Below are 14,059 nucleotides of genomic sequence, written 5' to 3' on the forward strand. Positions count from 1 at the left end.
GTACTATGCTAAAAAACTTATCCCTAACAAAATTGTATATGATACAACAAAAAAATAAAAGTAAAAAATTTTGGCAACAAAAATTAACTACTCATTGACGTTTTTTCAAATAATAGATGTTTAAATTTCTCGGAAAGTTCATAATTAGTAGCAACAAACGTTTTGTCATTATTTATTATTGCTCCACCTGATTCTCGGACAATTAAATCAAAACTAGCTTTTAAAGTGTAATTTAATGATGAAAAATAAACAGCATCAATCTTACCAGCTGCAAGTAATAGAATTCCATAACAATGAGAACCAAAAACCCTAGCATTTTTCAAAAAAACTGGGTTTATGTTAAAATCGTCAGTAGAAATTAGAAAATTATCAAAACTAGAACAAGCAGAAACCCTTAATCTACCACTATTATTAGTGGTATTTTTTCCTACCCATACCCCTTTTCCCTTCTCAACATAATAAATCTCATCAAGAGCTGGAAAGTTTATCACAGTACAAACCGTGGTTAAAATTTTATTAATCTTTTTTAAACACGTTATAGATACAGCAAAAAATGGTATACTTTTTTCTAAATTACTCAAACTATCAAGCGGATTTATTAATAAAACCATCTCAGAAGCGTTATCTAATTCAAACTTATCCTCTGGAAAAAATAAAGAACTTGTATATTTTTGCAACTCATTACGTAATAAATCTTGTGTTTTAATATAAGATTTATTGCAGAAATCATAGTTTCCCTTATTAGATCTTTGAAGCATTTCCAGCTCTAAAAAATCTCTCTTCAAAAACTTAACAGCTTTACATGATGCAGTAATAAGTAAGTTAGTTATAGGCTGCATAAGCTATATATGACTTCAAAAGTTGATGATAGACGATAGTATAACTTCAAGAGGCAATAGCAAAGTCGAGCTAGCTGTGCGTACATGAGTAACTAGGCAACTTTAATCTTCAGAGACAATGACCTTAACTCTTAAAGTTCTATCTGAGTATATATTACTTTGCTCTCTCAACAAAGCTTATATCTTCAATTTTTATAACTATTTTCTCCCCAGTAACTAAATAAGGCGGTACCATTACCTTTACTCCATTGGTTAAAATCGCTGGTTTATAAGAAGATGTTACCGTAGAGCCTTTAATTACAGGATCAGTTTGCATAATTTCAGCAATAACGGTTTGCGGTAATTCAGCATTTAAAGCTTTTTCTTCATAAAACTGTACCTTGAGTACCATATTATCCTCAAGAAATGGCAATCTTTCGCTAAGAATTGCCTTATTAATTAAAATTTGCTCAAATGTCTCATTATCCATTAACACGAGGTCATCACCTTCAAAATATAGGAATTGTAAATCCTTATTCTCAAGCTGTGCTTTTTCGACATAATCGGATGAATTAAAACGCTCATTAAATTTTGTACCAGTTTTTAAATTTTTCATCTCTACTTGCACATAAGCCCCACCTTTACCAGGTTTGGTATGTTCAGGTGTTTTGCTCACAACCCATAAATCATTATTATACACTATAATGTTACCAGCTCTAATAGCATTTGCTGAAATTTTCATATTATTATCACTTATCTAAAATAATTCTTTTGTATATTTGTTCAAGCTGGTTATTAACACCTTTCTAGATCTATTTTATCATTTTTATCGATAAAGGTCAAAGTATAATCATATCCTTATAGCTTTCTTCTAATTCTAAAAGTTTTTTCTTGAGTTCAAGTCCTCCAGCATAACCAGTTAGTCTACCATCAGTACCTATAAACCTATGACATGGTACTATAATTGATACTAATTGCAATAATGAACACGGTGTTATAAAATGGGTTTTTAACTGATAAATAGGTACTCAAATAGCTAGGTTAATATTACCGCAAGGTTTTGAAGGTCATGATTTTATAAAAATGATGAAACATGAGACGCATGGTCGAAATCGTATATGTTTATTGGCGATGTATCACCTTCAATTAGGCAAATCTTTTAAAGCCATATCTGAAATAGTGAAGTCACACTGGAAAACTGTGCAATCATCGCTCAGAAGATTTAGGAATCATGGTTTTGAAGGATTATTTGAATCACAAAGAAGCGGTGCCCCTAGGAAGATTAACACTATACAAGAATCTGCTCTTTTTGATAAAATCAATACGCTCAGTAAAAGTAAAACTGGTGGGTATATAACTGGAAAAGAGCTACATATCATGTTACTTGAGGAATATGGTGCTAAATGTGCTTTAAAAACAGTCTACAATACTATGCACCGCCTTGGTTTTAGCTGGATTACTTCTCGTTCAATGCATCCAAAGTCAAATCAAGAGACTCAAAATAGATATAAAAAAACTTTCCAGACATGTTAACAAAATTATTAGCAAAAAATATCGATAGATGTAAAGTTGATATATGGTCTCAGGATGAAACTAGAGTTGGGCAACAGGCAACAGCAATTTATTTCAACATATATTTACGGAGCTGCTTGCCATGAGACAGGAGAAGCTTGTGCATTAATTTTACCATATGCAAACACACAGGCAATGAATAAATTCTTAGAAGAGCTTTCTCGCAGTATTCAAGGCAACCGACATATAGCTTTACTAACGGATAATACCAATTGCAATAATTAACACGGTGTATTTATCCAATCTCTATACATAATTGATTTTACTAAATCTACATTATGAGCAAGTTGATTCCAAGCGTAACAAGCCATAGTAACGATATCTTCATATACACCATAACATTGGTTAGACAAGAAATGATTTTTAATCCATTCCCAAACTTGTTCCATTGCATTAAGTTCCGGTGCATAGGGCGGAAGCGGTATCAAAGTGATATTGCTTGGCACAGTTAGTTTTTTGGCTGTGTGCCAACCTGCATTATCCGTTAGTAAAGCTATATGTCGGTTGCCTTGAATACTGCGAGAAAGCTCTTCTAAGAATTTATTCATTGCCTGTGTGTTTGCATATGGTAAAATTAATGCACAAGCTTCTCCTGTCTCATGGCAAGCAGCTCCGTAAATATATGTTGAAATAAATTGCTGTTGCCGAACTTTACGGGGTCTAGTGCCACGCTTAGCCCATATACGAGTTAAGCTACCTTGTTGCCCAACTCTAGTTTCATCCTGAGACCATATATCAACTTTACATCTATCGATATTTTTTGCTAATAATTTTGTTAACATGTCTGGAAAGTTTTTTTATATCTATTTTGAGTCTCTTGATTTGATTTTGGATGCATTGAACGAGAAGTAATCCAGCTAAAACCAAGGCGGTGCATAGTATTGTAGACTGTTTTTAAAGCACATTTAGCACCATATTCCTCAACTAACATGATATGTAGCTCCTTTCCAGTTATATACCCACCAGTTTTACTTTCACTGAGCGTATTGATTTTATCAAAAATAGCAGACTCTTGTATACTGTTAATCTTCCTAGGGGCACCGCTTCTTTGTGATTCAAATAATCCTTCAAAACCATGATTCCTAAATCTTCTGAGCGATGATTGCACAGTTTTCCAGTGTGACTTCACTATTTCAGATATGGCTTTAAAAGATTTGCCTAATTGAAGGTGATACATCGCCAATAAACGTATACGATTTCGACCATGCGGCTCATGTTTCATCATTTTTATAAAATCATGACCTTCAAAACCTTGCGGTAATATTAACCTAGCTATTTGAGTACCTATTTATCAGTTAAAAACCCATTTTTTAACACCGTGTTCATTATTGCAATTAGTATGATACCAATAATATATTCAAATCATTTGAGTATATTAGAGCAATTGGTAAGTCTATATATCTATATATTTTTGTCATTTTAATTTTTTTCTTGGAGAGAATTTTGTTCTAAACGACTTTTACACCCTGTGAAGTCAACTATTTTTGCATCTTGATCTTGGCAAGCACAAGTAAAAATATATTTCCTTTCGTCTGTGACTCCCTGAATACATTGTCCGCAAATACCTTTCATCATACACTGCATAGGAGAATTAAGACTTACTATTAATTGAGTTTTGTTACCAAAAAAATTATCTTTTATATCTTTGATAGCTTCCATCATTGCTGTACTACCTGCAGCTATTATCCTATCTATGCTCAAATTTTTCCAAAGGTAACAATGCCCCATTATAGCATACACCAAATCATCCTTAACACTAATATCTTCCGCCCTATTTTTTGATAAAATACCTTCTTCACAACACCAAACTACTATATCGGCTGCTTCTTCTATTCTTTCTTGATAGAACCTATCTTGTAAATTTTTATAACCAGCAAAATATATAATTTTACAATTATTATTTTTAAGAGCCTTAGCTATTGAGCATAAAACTGCATTTCCAACTCCTCCACCAACAAGCACTACATTACTATCCTTTAATATCTCAGTTGGCTTACCACTAGGTCCCATTAGTACTACTAATTCATTTTGCGATAAATATCTACATAATTTACTTGATTTACCATTTTGCCAAACTATCAAATGAATTAACCCTTTTTCTGAATCAACATAAGCTCCAGTGACAGCCAATGGTTCGATAATTTTTGAAATATCACTAGAATAATTTTGTAAACGGAAAAATTGCCCCGGTTGAAAATTTTGAGCAGCGATAGGAGAATGTATTACCAGCTCTACTATCTTATAAGATAGAGTATTAATCCGTTTGATACGGCTAGCTAGTAAATAATCTAGTTTAACGAAGAAATCTAGATTATTACCAAAAAAACTTGGTTTATTTTTGATAAGTTTTTTTCCAATAAACTTGTACCCCTCTTTACTACTTGCTAAGGCTTTAACCACACTTCCAGAGTATTGAGGATTACAATCACCAAAATATGTTATACTTCCTGCATAAGTCAATCTAGTTGGTAATTTTGTTGCCGAAACTCGCCTGTACTCCTCACGTACGCCTGTGTACGCTGCGGTACTCGGCTTCGTTTCTCCTAAAAATTCCTCAACTATTTTTGACTTATGCAGGAAGTCTGTTATACTCGAATGATTTTCCAAATAACTATTATCTTTATGCGTACCTATTGCCATAAGTACAGTCCTTACCTTAAATTTTTTCTTTATACCTAAATTATCAAATTCTATTGATTCAGCGTAAGTATACTGATCAACATCAATGCCTAAAGGTATCATATCTTCAGCAAAATTTACACCTGCAGCCATAGCATACATAACTTCCTCAGGATTTAACTTGTAGGCAGGAGAATCCTTTAATTTTCCTCTATAACAAATTGTTACTCCACCTAGTTCATCGAGGATTTTTTTTACAGCTTCTGTATCTTGTACTTGCCTAAATAATTTTGCATGCGAGATAAATTCTTCGGCTATTAATTTGTCCTCATCTGTCCAATTTTGTTCTGTATGATTTTTCCCATTCTCCTCAACTGACAATTCATACTTTTTTAGAAATTTTTCTACTTGTAACTTATAATAATTTAAACTTTCAGTTGCTGCATCAATAGAGGTCAGTCCTCCGCCAATGATAATAATAGGCATCCTAATAAGCAAATTAGTGTTAGATTGTTCTAAAAAAGCTCCTCCTGATTGTAATGTCATTAGAAAGTCGGAGGCTGTTTTCACACCTTTTGCAAGAAAATTTTTCATTTGAGCAATTTTGGGCTTACCAGCTCCAACACACAAAGCAACATGGTCAAATCCTAAATGAAATACCTGCTCTATAGTTAGATTACTATCTAAACTTACACCACCAAAAAGCTTAAAATGACTGTTTTTCTCTAGTATCAGACGTAATATAGTTAAATTATTTTTATCCCACCTTGCAGTAATACCATACTCGGCTACTCCTCCAAAACCTTCAGGTATTTTTTCTGATAAGTTTTTTTTATAATCAGACCAGTATTTAATAGGCTTGTTAATATCAAAAGGTAATGGGATGATTTTTAAGCCATCTATAGCTACTACAGTATGTCCGTCTCGTAATAAATAATAGCTTAAACTAAACCCAGCTGGTCCTTGACCCACTACTAAAACTTTGTAATTAGTTGAAGGCTTTGGCATCAGAGAAAAAATGTTAAGTGGATTCCAATTGGTAAGTAATAAATATATTTCCACCCCGTAAGGTAGAAGCAAAGTAGTTTCCAAAATATTAGATTCAACAAGAGGAATATCTACAGGTTCTTGCTTTTGATAAATGCAAGCATTAGAACAATCATTACAAATCCTATGACCGGTAGCAGCCACCATTGGATTATCAATGACAATAATAGCAAGAGCAGCTAAATTAAATCCCTTGGACTTTACATAATTCATCTCAGAGATTTTCTGCTTCAGCGGACAGCCCGACTTTGATGGCGTAGTCGGTAGTATATTCGCAGAATCATTCGAGTATAACCCTTTAGAACACGAGTCTTTTCCCTGTTTATGACAGTAGATACAATAGTGAGTAGCATTTAAGACTGTATCTAGATTAGATATAGGATTTAAACAATCAAACCCTACTCTTACATGTTTTTTATATTTAGCTACCTTATTAAGATCTATTAAATTATCTTTATCTGTTTTATTTGGTAAAGAAAATAATATACTTTCAGATTCATTAAATCTCCTTTGAAACTCTACTCCTGCAAGAGGTCTATTATAAACCATAAAGGCTGCATATTTTGCTGCTATATCTAACTCAAAAGCATATTTTTCATCATCTAATTGCCATTTTATTACTTGACGAGCAAACTTGTCTTGGGTAAACTCCTCTCCTAAAAGTTTTTCTAAAAAAATTGATACACTATCAAAATCAATCTCTTTTAGTTTTTCAGGAGGATATTTTCTTACCGCAACACGCTGGATGAACTTTCTCTTACATTCATAAATTACATCAAATTCTTTATGACTAAATCTCAGATTGGCTATTTCTTGTTCAATACCAAATAACTTAGCTAGAAAATCATCAAAAACAGGCGAAATTTCTAATAAAAAATCCGAGTAATATTTTTGATCAACTTGATCAGGATTAGCCCTTAATGATAAAATAATTTCATAAAGAGAATAACTATGGCTACGCAGAAAACTTAGAAAAATTTCATCTAATTTTTTTAAGCCTTCTAATCTATTTAGATCTATAAAATCTAAACCAAAAGCAAGTGTCATATAGCTAAAACCTTCTTTAGATTAGCTATATATAATATATGACATTTTTAGAAAAAAATCTGTAGCCAAGATAACTGAAAAATGAAACAATAATGGCTACAATAAAGGATTTTATAATCATAAATACATCTGGCAACACTCCTTCTATTACTAAGAATTGAACTGGTCTTATGACAAGAAAAATGGGGTTAATTTCAAAAAATATTCTCTTTGATTCTGGTACCATAGAATATGGGTACACTATTGGTATAGTCCAATATGCAACATTCAAAATCAAATTTAATACCTGTGGAACATCACGTATATAAGGAGTTAAAAATGCAAATGCGATAGAACTACTAATCACAGAAATAATCAGCGGTAACACAAGTATTGGTACAAAAAGTATATATACACTAAATCTTTCAGGATATAAAATGATAAAAGCTATATACATAGCTACAAAGGAATAAATTAGGGTATAAACTTGTGTTAAACTATCCGATATAGGAAAGATAGTTCTAGAAATTACTACCTTTTTTATAATACCACTGCGATTAATTAATGAATTTGATGATATATTTAAGCTGCTAACAATAAATGTCCATAACGGTAAACCACCGACTAGATTCATAATCATTGCTTCTCTTGGTAGCTTAAGTAAAAATCCAAAAAAATATGAAATGATCATTATATGCACAAAAGGCTGAACTAAACCCCATAACGAACCTAAAAAAGAATCTTTATTTTGATGAGATATAGAAGCTTGGGTTAATAATACCACTGACAACCAGTATTTCTTGGAAAAAAAATACTTTATCATTAATAATTCCCACTATTATAAATTTTTAGTATTTCATCTGGATTACCGTCTGCAATAATACTACCTTCTTTTAATAATACACATCTATTACAATTCTCCTTAATAATATTTTCTTGATGACTTACTAATATTAAAATAGGTATATTTTGTAACTTGTTTTTCATAAAATTGGTCGACTTCTCAATAAAATGACTATCACCAGCAGCAAAAACTTCATCTAGTAAAAGAATATCTGAATCTTGAAAAGCCGATACAGAAAAAGCCAATCTTGATAACATACCAGAGCTATAATTTTTTACCGGTAAATCTATTTTATTCCCTAGCTCAGAAAAATCTATAATTTCTTGTTCCAGTTCTTTATTGTACTTACCTAACATATTATTATAAATCATAAGCATTTTGATATTTTCTCTGCCAGTTTGCTCTAATTCAAAACCTACTCCCATCTCAATAATGGCGGCAAAGTTACCATGAACTTTAATTTTTCCAAACTTTAATGGATAAATTCCAGCAATTACTTTAAGCAAAGAACTCTTACCTGAACCATTGCTACCAATAAAGGCAATTTTTTCGCCTCTTTGACAGGAAAGATTTATATTATTTAAGATAGGAATTGACGAAGGAAAAAGTTTACCTCCTTTAATAAAAAAGTGTCTTAAACTTTCTACCCTTTGTTGGTTATTGATTCCTTCTACACAACCATCAGATATCTCTATAGATACTAGTTTAGACGTCATATGTTAAAAACATGAGTTATATTTTTACTGAAGAGTTAATCCATTCTTCAATAACATTTTTGGGGAATACTCCAGTCTTAGTAGCTAATTGTTTCCCATCTTTAAACAAAATCATTGTAGGTATACTACGAATACCTAAACTTGAAGGTATATTGGGATTTTGATCTATGTCCATTTTAACGATTTTTATTTTGCCCACTAATTCCTTACTTAATTCTTCAATAATAGGTGTTAACATTTTACATGGTCCGCACCATTCAGCCCAAAAATCAACTAATACAGGTGTGGTGGACTCTAAAACTTCCTTATTAAAAGAATCATCTGTTATATTACTTGCCATAATCTCTTATTTTTTGAATTATTAAATATCGAATAAAAACATCCCCGCGTAAGTATAATCATAGTACCCTACATTTTTCTATAATCGTCATAGCAAGGGTCTTTAGATGCCTTGGCGATCTAGGTAAACAACGAAAGCTGTTTTTTTTAACTATGATGCATAATACTCAACAGCCTGCTATTTTTCTAGATTCCTCTACCTACGCGGGGATGACAGTCCTGTGTTTTAACAATTATAACCATACTAAGTAAAATTCTTATTGTAAATGACTGCTTTAAGTTTACTTAAAAATGTTAGTATTTAAATTGTTAAGAACATATTTCTTACGATCATAATAAAGTTTCATAGCTACAGCTGCAGTTTCTTCTACAGATCTTCTTGAAACATCAATTATTGGCCACCCTTGTTGCTCGCAAATTTGTTTTACTTGCATACATTCTTCTTGGACTGTTTTAAAATCTGTATAATTAGTATTATCGCTCATCTGTAACAAATGCATTCTAGTTTCTCTTATTTCAATTAGCCGAGTTGGGTTAATAATCAAACCAATTACAAGCTGTTTTGTAATGCTGCGTAACGAGTCTAAAAACGGATAACCATGAATATAAGGTACATTTGCTGTTTTAAATCCATTATATGCTAGATATACGGAAGTTGGAGTTTTTGATGTCCTAGAAGGACCAATCAGAATAATATCAGCTTCATCTAATTCACTAGTCATCTGACCATCATCATGTCTAAGAGTATAATCAATAGCATGAATCTTATCAAAATAACCTTCATCAAATTTATAATCATAAACTAAACTTTCTTCTGTTTCTACACCTAAAAAAACTGAAATTTCTTTTACAATTCTACCTACAACAGAGATACAAGGAATTTTTAAATCATAACAAAATTTAGTTAAATTTCTTCTTAGTTCGTGATCTAAAATAGTGTATAATACAATGCTTGGTTTCATCTTGATTTTTTTCAAAACCTCATTTAATGATTCTGCATTTCTTAACATTGGCCAATGATACAATTTTGACTCAATTTTGCTAAATTGTGACAAAGCAGTATTAGCTGCATGTTTAACTGTTTGCACTGAAGAGTCTGAAACTAAGTGAATAATCAGCTTATTCATAGTTTATTAGTCTTTGTGGATAATTTTTATTCATATTTTAATCTCTATATTAAAAGTAACCAATAACTACCCATATATATCCCGTATATAGAGGTTAATAACCTCTATAATTTAAAGAATAATTTTGTGGATAAGTTTGTGTGTAAAATGCTAGATATCTAATATCTTTCACGTTTTCTCATTCTACACACATAAACCACTATGAATTATCCACTAAAAAAATAATCCTATGAATAATGTGAGTAATAATTATAATCAATAAACTTCACTTAGTAATTTAGCAATAAAAAAATGTGTATAACTATGTGTATATATAATTAATCTACATATTAACAATGTCTATATCAACTAAAAAATATTATATATAAATATATATTATTATGGATTATTTCATGAATCAGCTTTTACAAACTTTTAAGAAAAAAAATGATCTTGTACCTATTTGGTTAATGCGTCAAGCTGGTAGATATTTGTCTGAATATCAAAAAATAAGAAAAACTGTTAGTGGTTTCTTAGATTTATGTTATAATGTTGATAAGGCTGTAGAGGTGACTTTGCAACCAATAAGAAGGTATGGATTTGATGCTGCTATAATTTTTTCTGACATTTTGGTTTTACCTGATGCACTTGGCTGGGATGTAAAATTTGAAGAAAATATAGGACCAATATTACGTAAATTTCAATCAAAAGAAGATTTTGAATATCTTGAAAGAAATTCAAATGGAAAACTAAATGTAATTTATGAAATAATCAATAAAACTAAAGCAAAATTACCAGTTGATACTGCATTGATAGGTTTTGCCGGTAGTCCATGGACGGTAATGACTTATATGCTTGAAGGAAGAGGCAAACAAAGTTTTGAAACAAGTAAAAAATTTATTTATGAAAATAATAACTTAGCACAAGAACTTCTAGGCTTTATTACTGAAAAAACTATTATTCATTTAAAGGAACAAGTAAAAGCTGGGGCAGACTTAGTACAATTATTCGATTCATGGGCAGGGATATTAGAAGAAGCAGAATATGATCAGTTTGTAGTGCAACCAACAAAAAAAATAGTATTAGCTTTAAAACAACAGTTTCCACATTTACCAATTATAGGTTTTCCAAGAGGTTCTGGGCTTTTATATGAAAAATATATTGTTAATACTGGAGTGGATGCTATTGGAGCAGATCAGTTTGTACCAGCTAGTGCCATGAAATTATGGAGTGAGAAAATTGTTGTACAAGGTAATTTAGACCCATTTATATTGCTTACTAATAAAGAAATTATCGCAGAAAAGGTAAGTAAAATAATTGCAAATTTTAAAGAAAGAAATTTCATATTTAATCTTGGACATGGTGTTTTGCCAAATACACCAGTTGAAAATGTTGAGTTTTTAGTTAGTTATGTTAGAGAATTTAAATACTAAAATATCTCAAAAAAAAATAGCCATCGTACTTTTTAACCTTGGTGGACCAAATAGCTTAAACTCAGTCAAACGATTTCTATTTAACTTATTTTATGATAAGGCAATTATTAACTTGCCAAATCCCCTAAGGTTTATTCTTGCTAAGATAATATCAATTACTAGAAATAAAAAATCTCAGAAAATATATTCTCTAGTAGGTAATAATTCGCCTATTTTACAAGAAACAGAATCTCAAAAAGATGCTATTACAGAGAAGTTAAAACAAACTCTAAATGAGGATTTTAAGATTTTTATAGCAATGCGTTATTCTTATCCTGATTCCGAAGAAGCAGTAAGAAAAATAAATGAGTATAACCCTTCAGAAATAATATTGTTACCATTATACCCACATTTTTCTAGCACCACTACTGGATCTTCGATTAAAGATTTTATGTCTTCTCTTTATAAAAATAAAAGAGAATATTCCCGATATATTAAAACTATTTGTTGCTACCCTATCGATGACGAATTTATTGAAGCTCATTTATCATTAATAAAGCAATCATTTAAAAAATTGAAAAACAAAAAAAAATTTCGTATATTATTTTCAGCTCATGGTCTGCCTATAAAAATAATAAAAGCAGGAGATCCATATCAGTGGCAGATTGAAAAGACCGTAGAAAATTTGGTATCTAAGCTTAGCATAGATAATTTAGATTATAAAATAACTTATCAAAGTCGTGTTGGTCCAGTGGAATGGCTTAAACCTAATACGGAGGATGAAATTGAGATAGCAGGAAAAGAAGATAAATCTCTTATAATAGTCCCAATAGCATTTGTATCAGAACATGTTGAAACACTGGTAGAATTAGACATTGAATATAGAAAGATTGCTGGTAAGTACAAGATAGAATATATTAGGACTCCTGCTCTTGGAACAAATAAATTGTTCATCAATAGTATAACTAAAATGGTATCAAATTTAGTTAATTATAGTTTCGATACAAAAAATTTGATATGTAGTTCAATTAATAAAAGAATATGTCCTTATAATTTTACTATGTGTCCTTGTAATTTAAAAAACTAAGTAATAGGATAAAATTAATGGCTAGTTATTATTTATGGTTTAAAGCATTCCATCTTGTATCAGCAATTTCTTGGATGATAGGTTTACTATACCTACCAAAATTATATGTCTACCACACTAAAGTTGTAGTAGGTAGTGAAACTGACAAGATGTTTCAGTTAATGGAAAGTAGGTTACTCAGAATCATTATGAATCCGGCTATGATCAGCACTTATACCTTAGGTATAATTAACAGTTATATATACGGATTAGTAGCTTTGGGAACATGGTTTTACGTAAAAATGACAGCAGTTCTAGGTATCACTATTTTTCATGGTTTATTAGCTAGATGGAGGAAGAATTTTGTTGAAGGCAAAAATAATCATTCTGAAAGATTTTATCGTATCATTAATGAAGTACCAGCACTGTTGATGATAGTGGCTGTTGTCATGGTTATTGTTAAACCATTTGATTAATATATTTTTCTGCTTTATTATTCATAATACTGATTTCTAATTGTGATGCATATAATAATTATTGAAGCAAGTAATTATTATAGCTAACATAGCAGTGAGGCTTAAACAATTATATGAACAAAATTATCCAAGCAGATAATAAGGTTATGCAAAAACAGACTAGTTTGACTAGAGAACAAGAAGAGGTTGTTGGATTACTCTCAATAGGGACATTTCTTGAATATTTTGACTTAATGCTTTATGTGCATATGGCGGTATTGCTTAATGAGTTGTTTTTTCCAAAAACTGACCCGCATACGGCTACTCTTCTTTCAGCCGCTGCTTTTTGTTCTACTTACTTGCTTAGACCATTTGGTGCATTAATATTTGGTTGGATAGGTGATAATGTAGGAAGAAAAGCATCTGTAGTCATTACAACTTTTTTAATGGCAATATCTTGTTTTGTCATGGCTAATTTGCCAACTTTTGCTCAAATAGGGATTACTGCAGCTTGGCTGGTAACAATATGTCGTATTGTACAAGGTATGACTTCTATGGGGGAAATCACAGGAGCTCAATTATATCTAATAGAATATCTACAACCACCAGGACGATATGTTTCTGTAGCTATGATAGTTTTTTGTGCTGCCTTTGGAGGGTTTGCTGCTCTAGGTGTAGCCTCTCTTGTTATTTCTTATGCTCTTAATTGGCGACTGGCTTTTTGGTTTGGTGCAGGTGTGGCATTAGTTGGTATGATTGCTACGACAACGTTGCGAGAAACACCTGAATTTGCCGACGCTAAACGTCGATTAAACAAAACTTTTCAACAGTTAAAAAGTATAGGATCTAACATTGACGTTGAACATGTAATGCAAGATACTCTCAATATTCAAGAAAAAACTAATTGAAAAACAACGATAAGTTTACTGTTAGTAGATTGTATATGACCAGTAATTTTTTATTTTACTTATATACATTGTGCTAATATTTTGAAATATTCATTTCACTATACAGCCGAACAAATTATTTACAATATTGT

The 14,059-nt window shown here is 31.2% G+C and carries 16 protein-coding genes; 6 read left to right on the forward strand and 10 right to left on the reverse strand.

Annotated features, from left to right (window positions below; all coding sequences use genetic code 11):
- Positions 1 to 83 precede the first annotated feature (83 nt).
- From ACFE3K_RS06565 to ACFE3K_RS06575, 3 genes are all read right to left on the reverse strand, one after another.
- Positions 84 to 839 (reverse strand): inositol monophosphatase family protein, encoded by a 756-nt coding sequence (locus ACFE3K_RS06565; RefSeq protein ID WP_375358715.1) that lies wholly within the window; start codon positions 837 to 839, stop codon positions 84 to 86.
- A gap of 154 nt (positions 840 to 993) precedes the next feature.
- On the reverse strand, positions 994 to 1,560 hold the full coding sequence (efp, locus tag ACFE3K_RS06570; RefSeq protein ID WP_375358716.1) for an elongation factor P: 567 nt from the start codon (positions 1,558 to 1,560) through the stop codon (positions 994 to 996).
- Between the two features lie 97 nt (positions 1,561 to 1,657).
- Entirely contained in the window at positions 1,658 to 1,798 is a 141-nt protein-coding gene (locus ACFE3K_RS06575; RefSeq protein WP_375358717.1) for a methylated-DNA--[protein]-cysteine S-methyltransferase, read from the reverse strand.
- Positions 1,799 to 1,901: 103 nt separating this feature from the next.
- On the opposite strand from ACFE3K_RS06575, the gene ACFE3K_RS06580 reads away from it, so the two are divergent.
- Both ACFE3K_RS06580 and ACFE3K_RS06585 read left to right on the forward strand, forming a co-directional pair.
- A complete protein-coding gene (locus ACFE3K_RS06580; protein ID WP_375358718.1) occupies positions 1,902 to 2,351 on the forward strand; it encodes a helix-turn-helix domain-containing protein in 450 nt (149 codons plus the stop codon).
- A gap of 54 nt (positions 2,352 to 2,405) precedes the next feature.
- A complete protein-coding gene (locus ACFE3K_RS06585) occupies positions 2,406 to 2,615 on the forward strand; it encodes a hypothetical protein (RefSeq protein WP_375358719.1) in 210 nt (69 codons plus the stop codon).
- Here the strand turns inward: ACFE3K_RS06585 and ACFE3K_RS06590 are convergent.
- The 7 genes from ACFE3K_RS06590 to ACFE3K_RS06620 form a co-directional block, all read right to left on the reverse strand.
- Complete coding sequence (locus ACFE3K_RS06590; RefSeq protein ID WP_375358342.1) at positions 2,612 to 3,172, reverse strand: IS630 family transposase; 561 nt, start codon at positions 3,170 to 3,172, stop codon at positions 2,612 to 2,614. The genes ACFE3K_RS06585 and ACFE3K_RS06590 overlap by 4 nt on opposite strands.
- Positions 3,166 to 3,615: a helix-turn-helix domain-containing protein gene (locus ACFE3K_RS06595; protein ID WP_375358551.1), complete on the reverse strand. Its 450-nt coding sequence runs from the start codon at positions 3,613 to 3,615 to the stop codon at positions 3,166 to 3,168. The genes ACFE3K_RS06590 and ACFE3K_RS06595 overlap by 7 nt, the downstream gene beginning before the upstream one ends.
- A 194-nt stretch (positions 3,616 to 3,809) precedes the next feature.
- Positions 3,810 to 7,103: an FAD-dependent oxidoreductase gene (locus ACFE3K_RS06600; RefSeq protein ID WP_375358720.1), complete on the reverse strand. Its 3,294-nt coding sequence runs from the start codon at positions 7,101 to 7,103 to the stop codon at positions 3,810 to 3,812.
- 25 nt (positions 7,104 to 7,128) lie between these two features.
- Positions 7,129 to 7,905, reverse strand: coding sequence for an ABC transporter permease (locus ACFE3K_RS06605; RefSeq protein ID WP_375358721.1), 777 nt, complete (start codon positions 7,903 to 7,905; stop codon positions 7,129 to 7,131).
- On the reverse strand, positions 7,905 to 8,642 hold the full coding sequence (locus ACFE3K_RS06610) for an ABC transporter ATP-binding protein (protein ID WP_375358722.1): 738 nt from the start codon (positions 8,640 to 8,642) through the stop codon (positions 7,905 to 7,907). The genes ACFE3K_RS06605 and ACFE3K_RS06610 overlap by 1 nt, the downstream gene beginning before the upstream one ends.
- A 16-nt stretch (positions 8,643 to 8,658) precedes the next feature.
- Positions 8,659 to 8,982, reverse strand: a complete 324-nt coding sequence (gene trxA / locus ACFE3K_RS06615; protein WP_341751477.1) for a thioredoxin — start codon at positions 8,980 to 8,982, stop codon at positions 8,659 to 8,661.
- A gap of 280 nt (positions 8,983 to 9,262) precedes the next feature.
- On the reverse strand, positions 9,263 to 10,108 hold the full coding sequence (locus ACFE3K_RS06620; RefSeq protein ID WP_375358723.1) for a pyruvate, water dikinase regulatory protein: 846 nt from the start codon (positions 10,106 to 10,108) through the stop codon (positions 9,263 to 9,265).
- 392 nt (positions 10,109 to 10,500) lie between these two features.
- Here ACFE3K_RS06620 and hemE point away from each other — a divergent pair, with 392 nt between their 5' ends.
- The 4 genes from hemE (at position 10,501) to ACFE3K_RS06640 (ending at position 13,928) form a co-directional block, all read left to right on the forward strand.
- Positions 10,501 to 11,520 carry a uroporphyrinogen decarboxylase gene (hemE, locus tag ACFE3K_RS06625; RefSeq protein WP_375358724.1) on the forward strand — a complete coding sequence of 340 codons (1,020 nt, stop codon included), beginning with the start codon at positions 10,501 to 10,503 and terminating at the stop codon, positions 11,518 to 11,520.
- Entirely contained in the window at positions 11,498 to 12,586 is a 1,089-nt protein-coding gene (hemH, locus tag ACFE3K_RS06630) for a ferrochelatase (protein ID WP_375358725.1), read from the forward strand. Before hemE ends, hemH begins: the two co-directional genes overlap by 23 nt.
- Before the next feature lie 17 nt (positions 12,587 to 12,603).
- Entirely contained in the window at positions 12,604 to 13,041 is a 438-nt protein-coding gene (hemJ, locus tag ACFE3K_RS06635; protein WP_375358726.1) for a protoporphyrinogen oxidase HemJ, read from the forward strand.
- A 146-nt stretch (positions 13,042 to 13,187) separates the two neighbouring features.
- Positions 13,188 to 13,928 (forward strand): MFS transporter, encoded by a 741-nt coding sequence (locus ACFE3K_RS06640; protein ID WP_375358727.1) that lies wholly within the window; start codon positions 13,188 to 13,190, stop codon positions 13,926 to 13,928.
- Positions 13,929 to 14,059 lie beyond the last annotated feature (131 nt).

This window comes from Candidatus Tisiphia endosymbiont of Neophilaenus lineatus (genome assembly GCF_964264975.1).
Classification (GTDB): domain Bacteria; phylum Pseudomonadota; class Alphaproteobacteria; order Rickettsiales; family Rickettsiaceae; genus Tisiphia.

Bases quoted from the DNA above. Each gene is read 5' to 3' on its own strand.
- ACFE3K_RS06620 (WP_375358723.1), bottom strand. From the start codon at position 10,108: ATGAATAAGCTGATTATTCACTTAGTTTCAGACTCTTCAGTGCAAACA.
- trxA (WP_341751477.1), bottom strand. From the start codon at position 8,982: ATGGCAAGTAATATAACAGATGATTCTTTTAATAAGGAAGTTTTAGAG.
- ACFE3K_RS06580 (WP_375358718.1), top strand. From the start codon at position 1,902: ATGATGAAACATGAGACGCATGGTCGAAATCGTATATGTTTATTGGCG.
- ACFE3K_RS06600 (WP_375358720.1), bottom strand. From the start codon at position 7,103: ATGACACTTGCTTTTGGTTTAGATTTTATAGATCTAAATAGATTAGAA.
- efp (WP_375358716.1), bottom strand. From the start codon at position 1,560: ATGAAAATTTCAGCAAATGCTATTAGAGCTGGTAACATTATAGTGTAT.
- ACFE3K_RS06610 (WP_375358722.1), bottom strand. From the start codon at position 8,642: ATGACGTCTAAACTAGTATCTATAGAGATATCTGATGGTTGTGTAGAA.
- ACFE3K_RS06590 (WP_375358342.1), bottom strand. From the start codon at position 3,172: ATGTTAACAAAATTATTAGCAAAAAATATCGATAGATGTAAAGTTGAT.
- hemJ (WP_375358726.1), top strand. From the start codon at position 12,604: ATGGCTAGTTATTATTTATGGTTTAAAGCATTCCATCTTGTATCAGCA.
- hemH (WP_375358725.1), top strand. From the start codon at position 11,498: ATGTTAGAGAATTTAAATACTAAAATATCTCAAAAAAAAATAGCCATC.
- ACFE3K_RS06565 (WP_375358715.1), bottom strand. From the start codon at position 839: ATGCAGCCTATAACTAACTTACTTATTACTGCATCATGTAAAGCTGTT.
- ACFE3K_RS06605 (WP_375358721.1), bottom strand. From the start codon at position 7,905: ATGATAAAGTATTTTTTTTCCAAGAAATACTGGTTGTCAGTGGTATTA.
- ACFE3K_RS06585 (WP_375358719.1), top strand. From the start codon at position 2,406: ATGAAACTAGAGTTGGGCAACAGGCAACAGCAATTTATTTCAACATAT.
- ACFE3K_RS06640 (WP_375358727.1), top strand. From the start codon at position 13,188: ATGCAAAAACAGACTAGTTTGACTAGAGAACAAGAAGAGGTTGTTGGA.
- hemE (WP_375358724.1), top strand. From the start codon at position 10,501: ATGAATCAGCTTTTACAAACTTTTAAGAAAAAAAATGATCTTGTACCT.
- ACFE3K_RS06595 (WP_375358551.1), bottom strand. From the start codon at position 3,615: ATGATGAAACATGAGCCGCATGGTCGAAATCGTATACGTTTATTGGCG.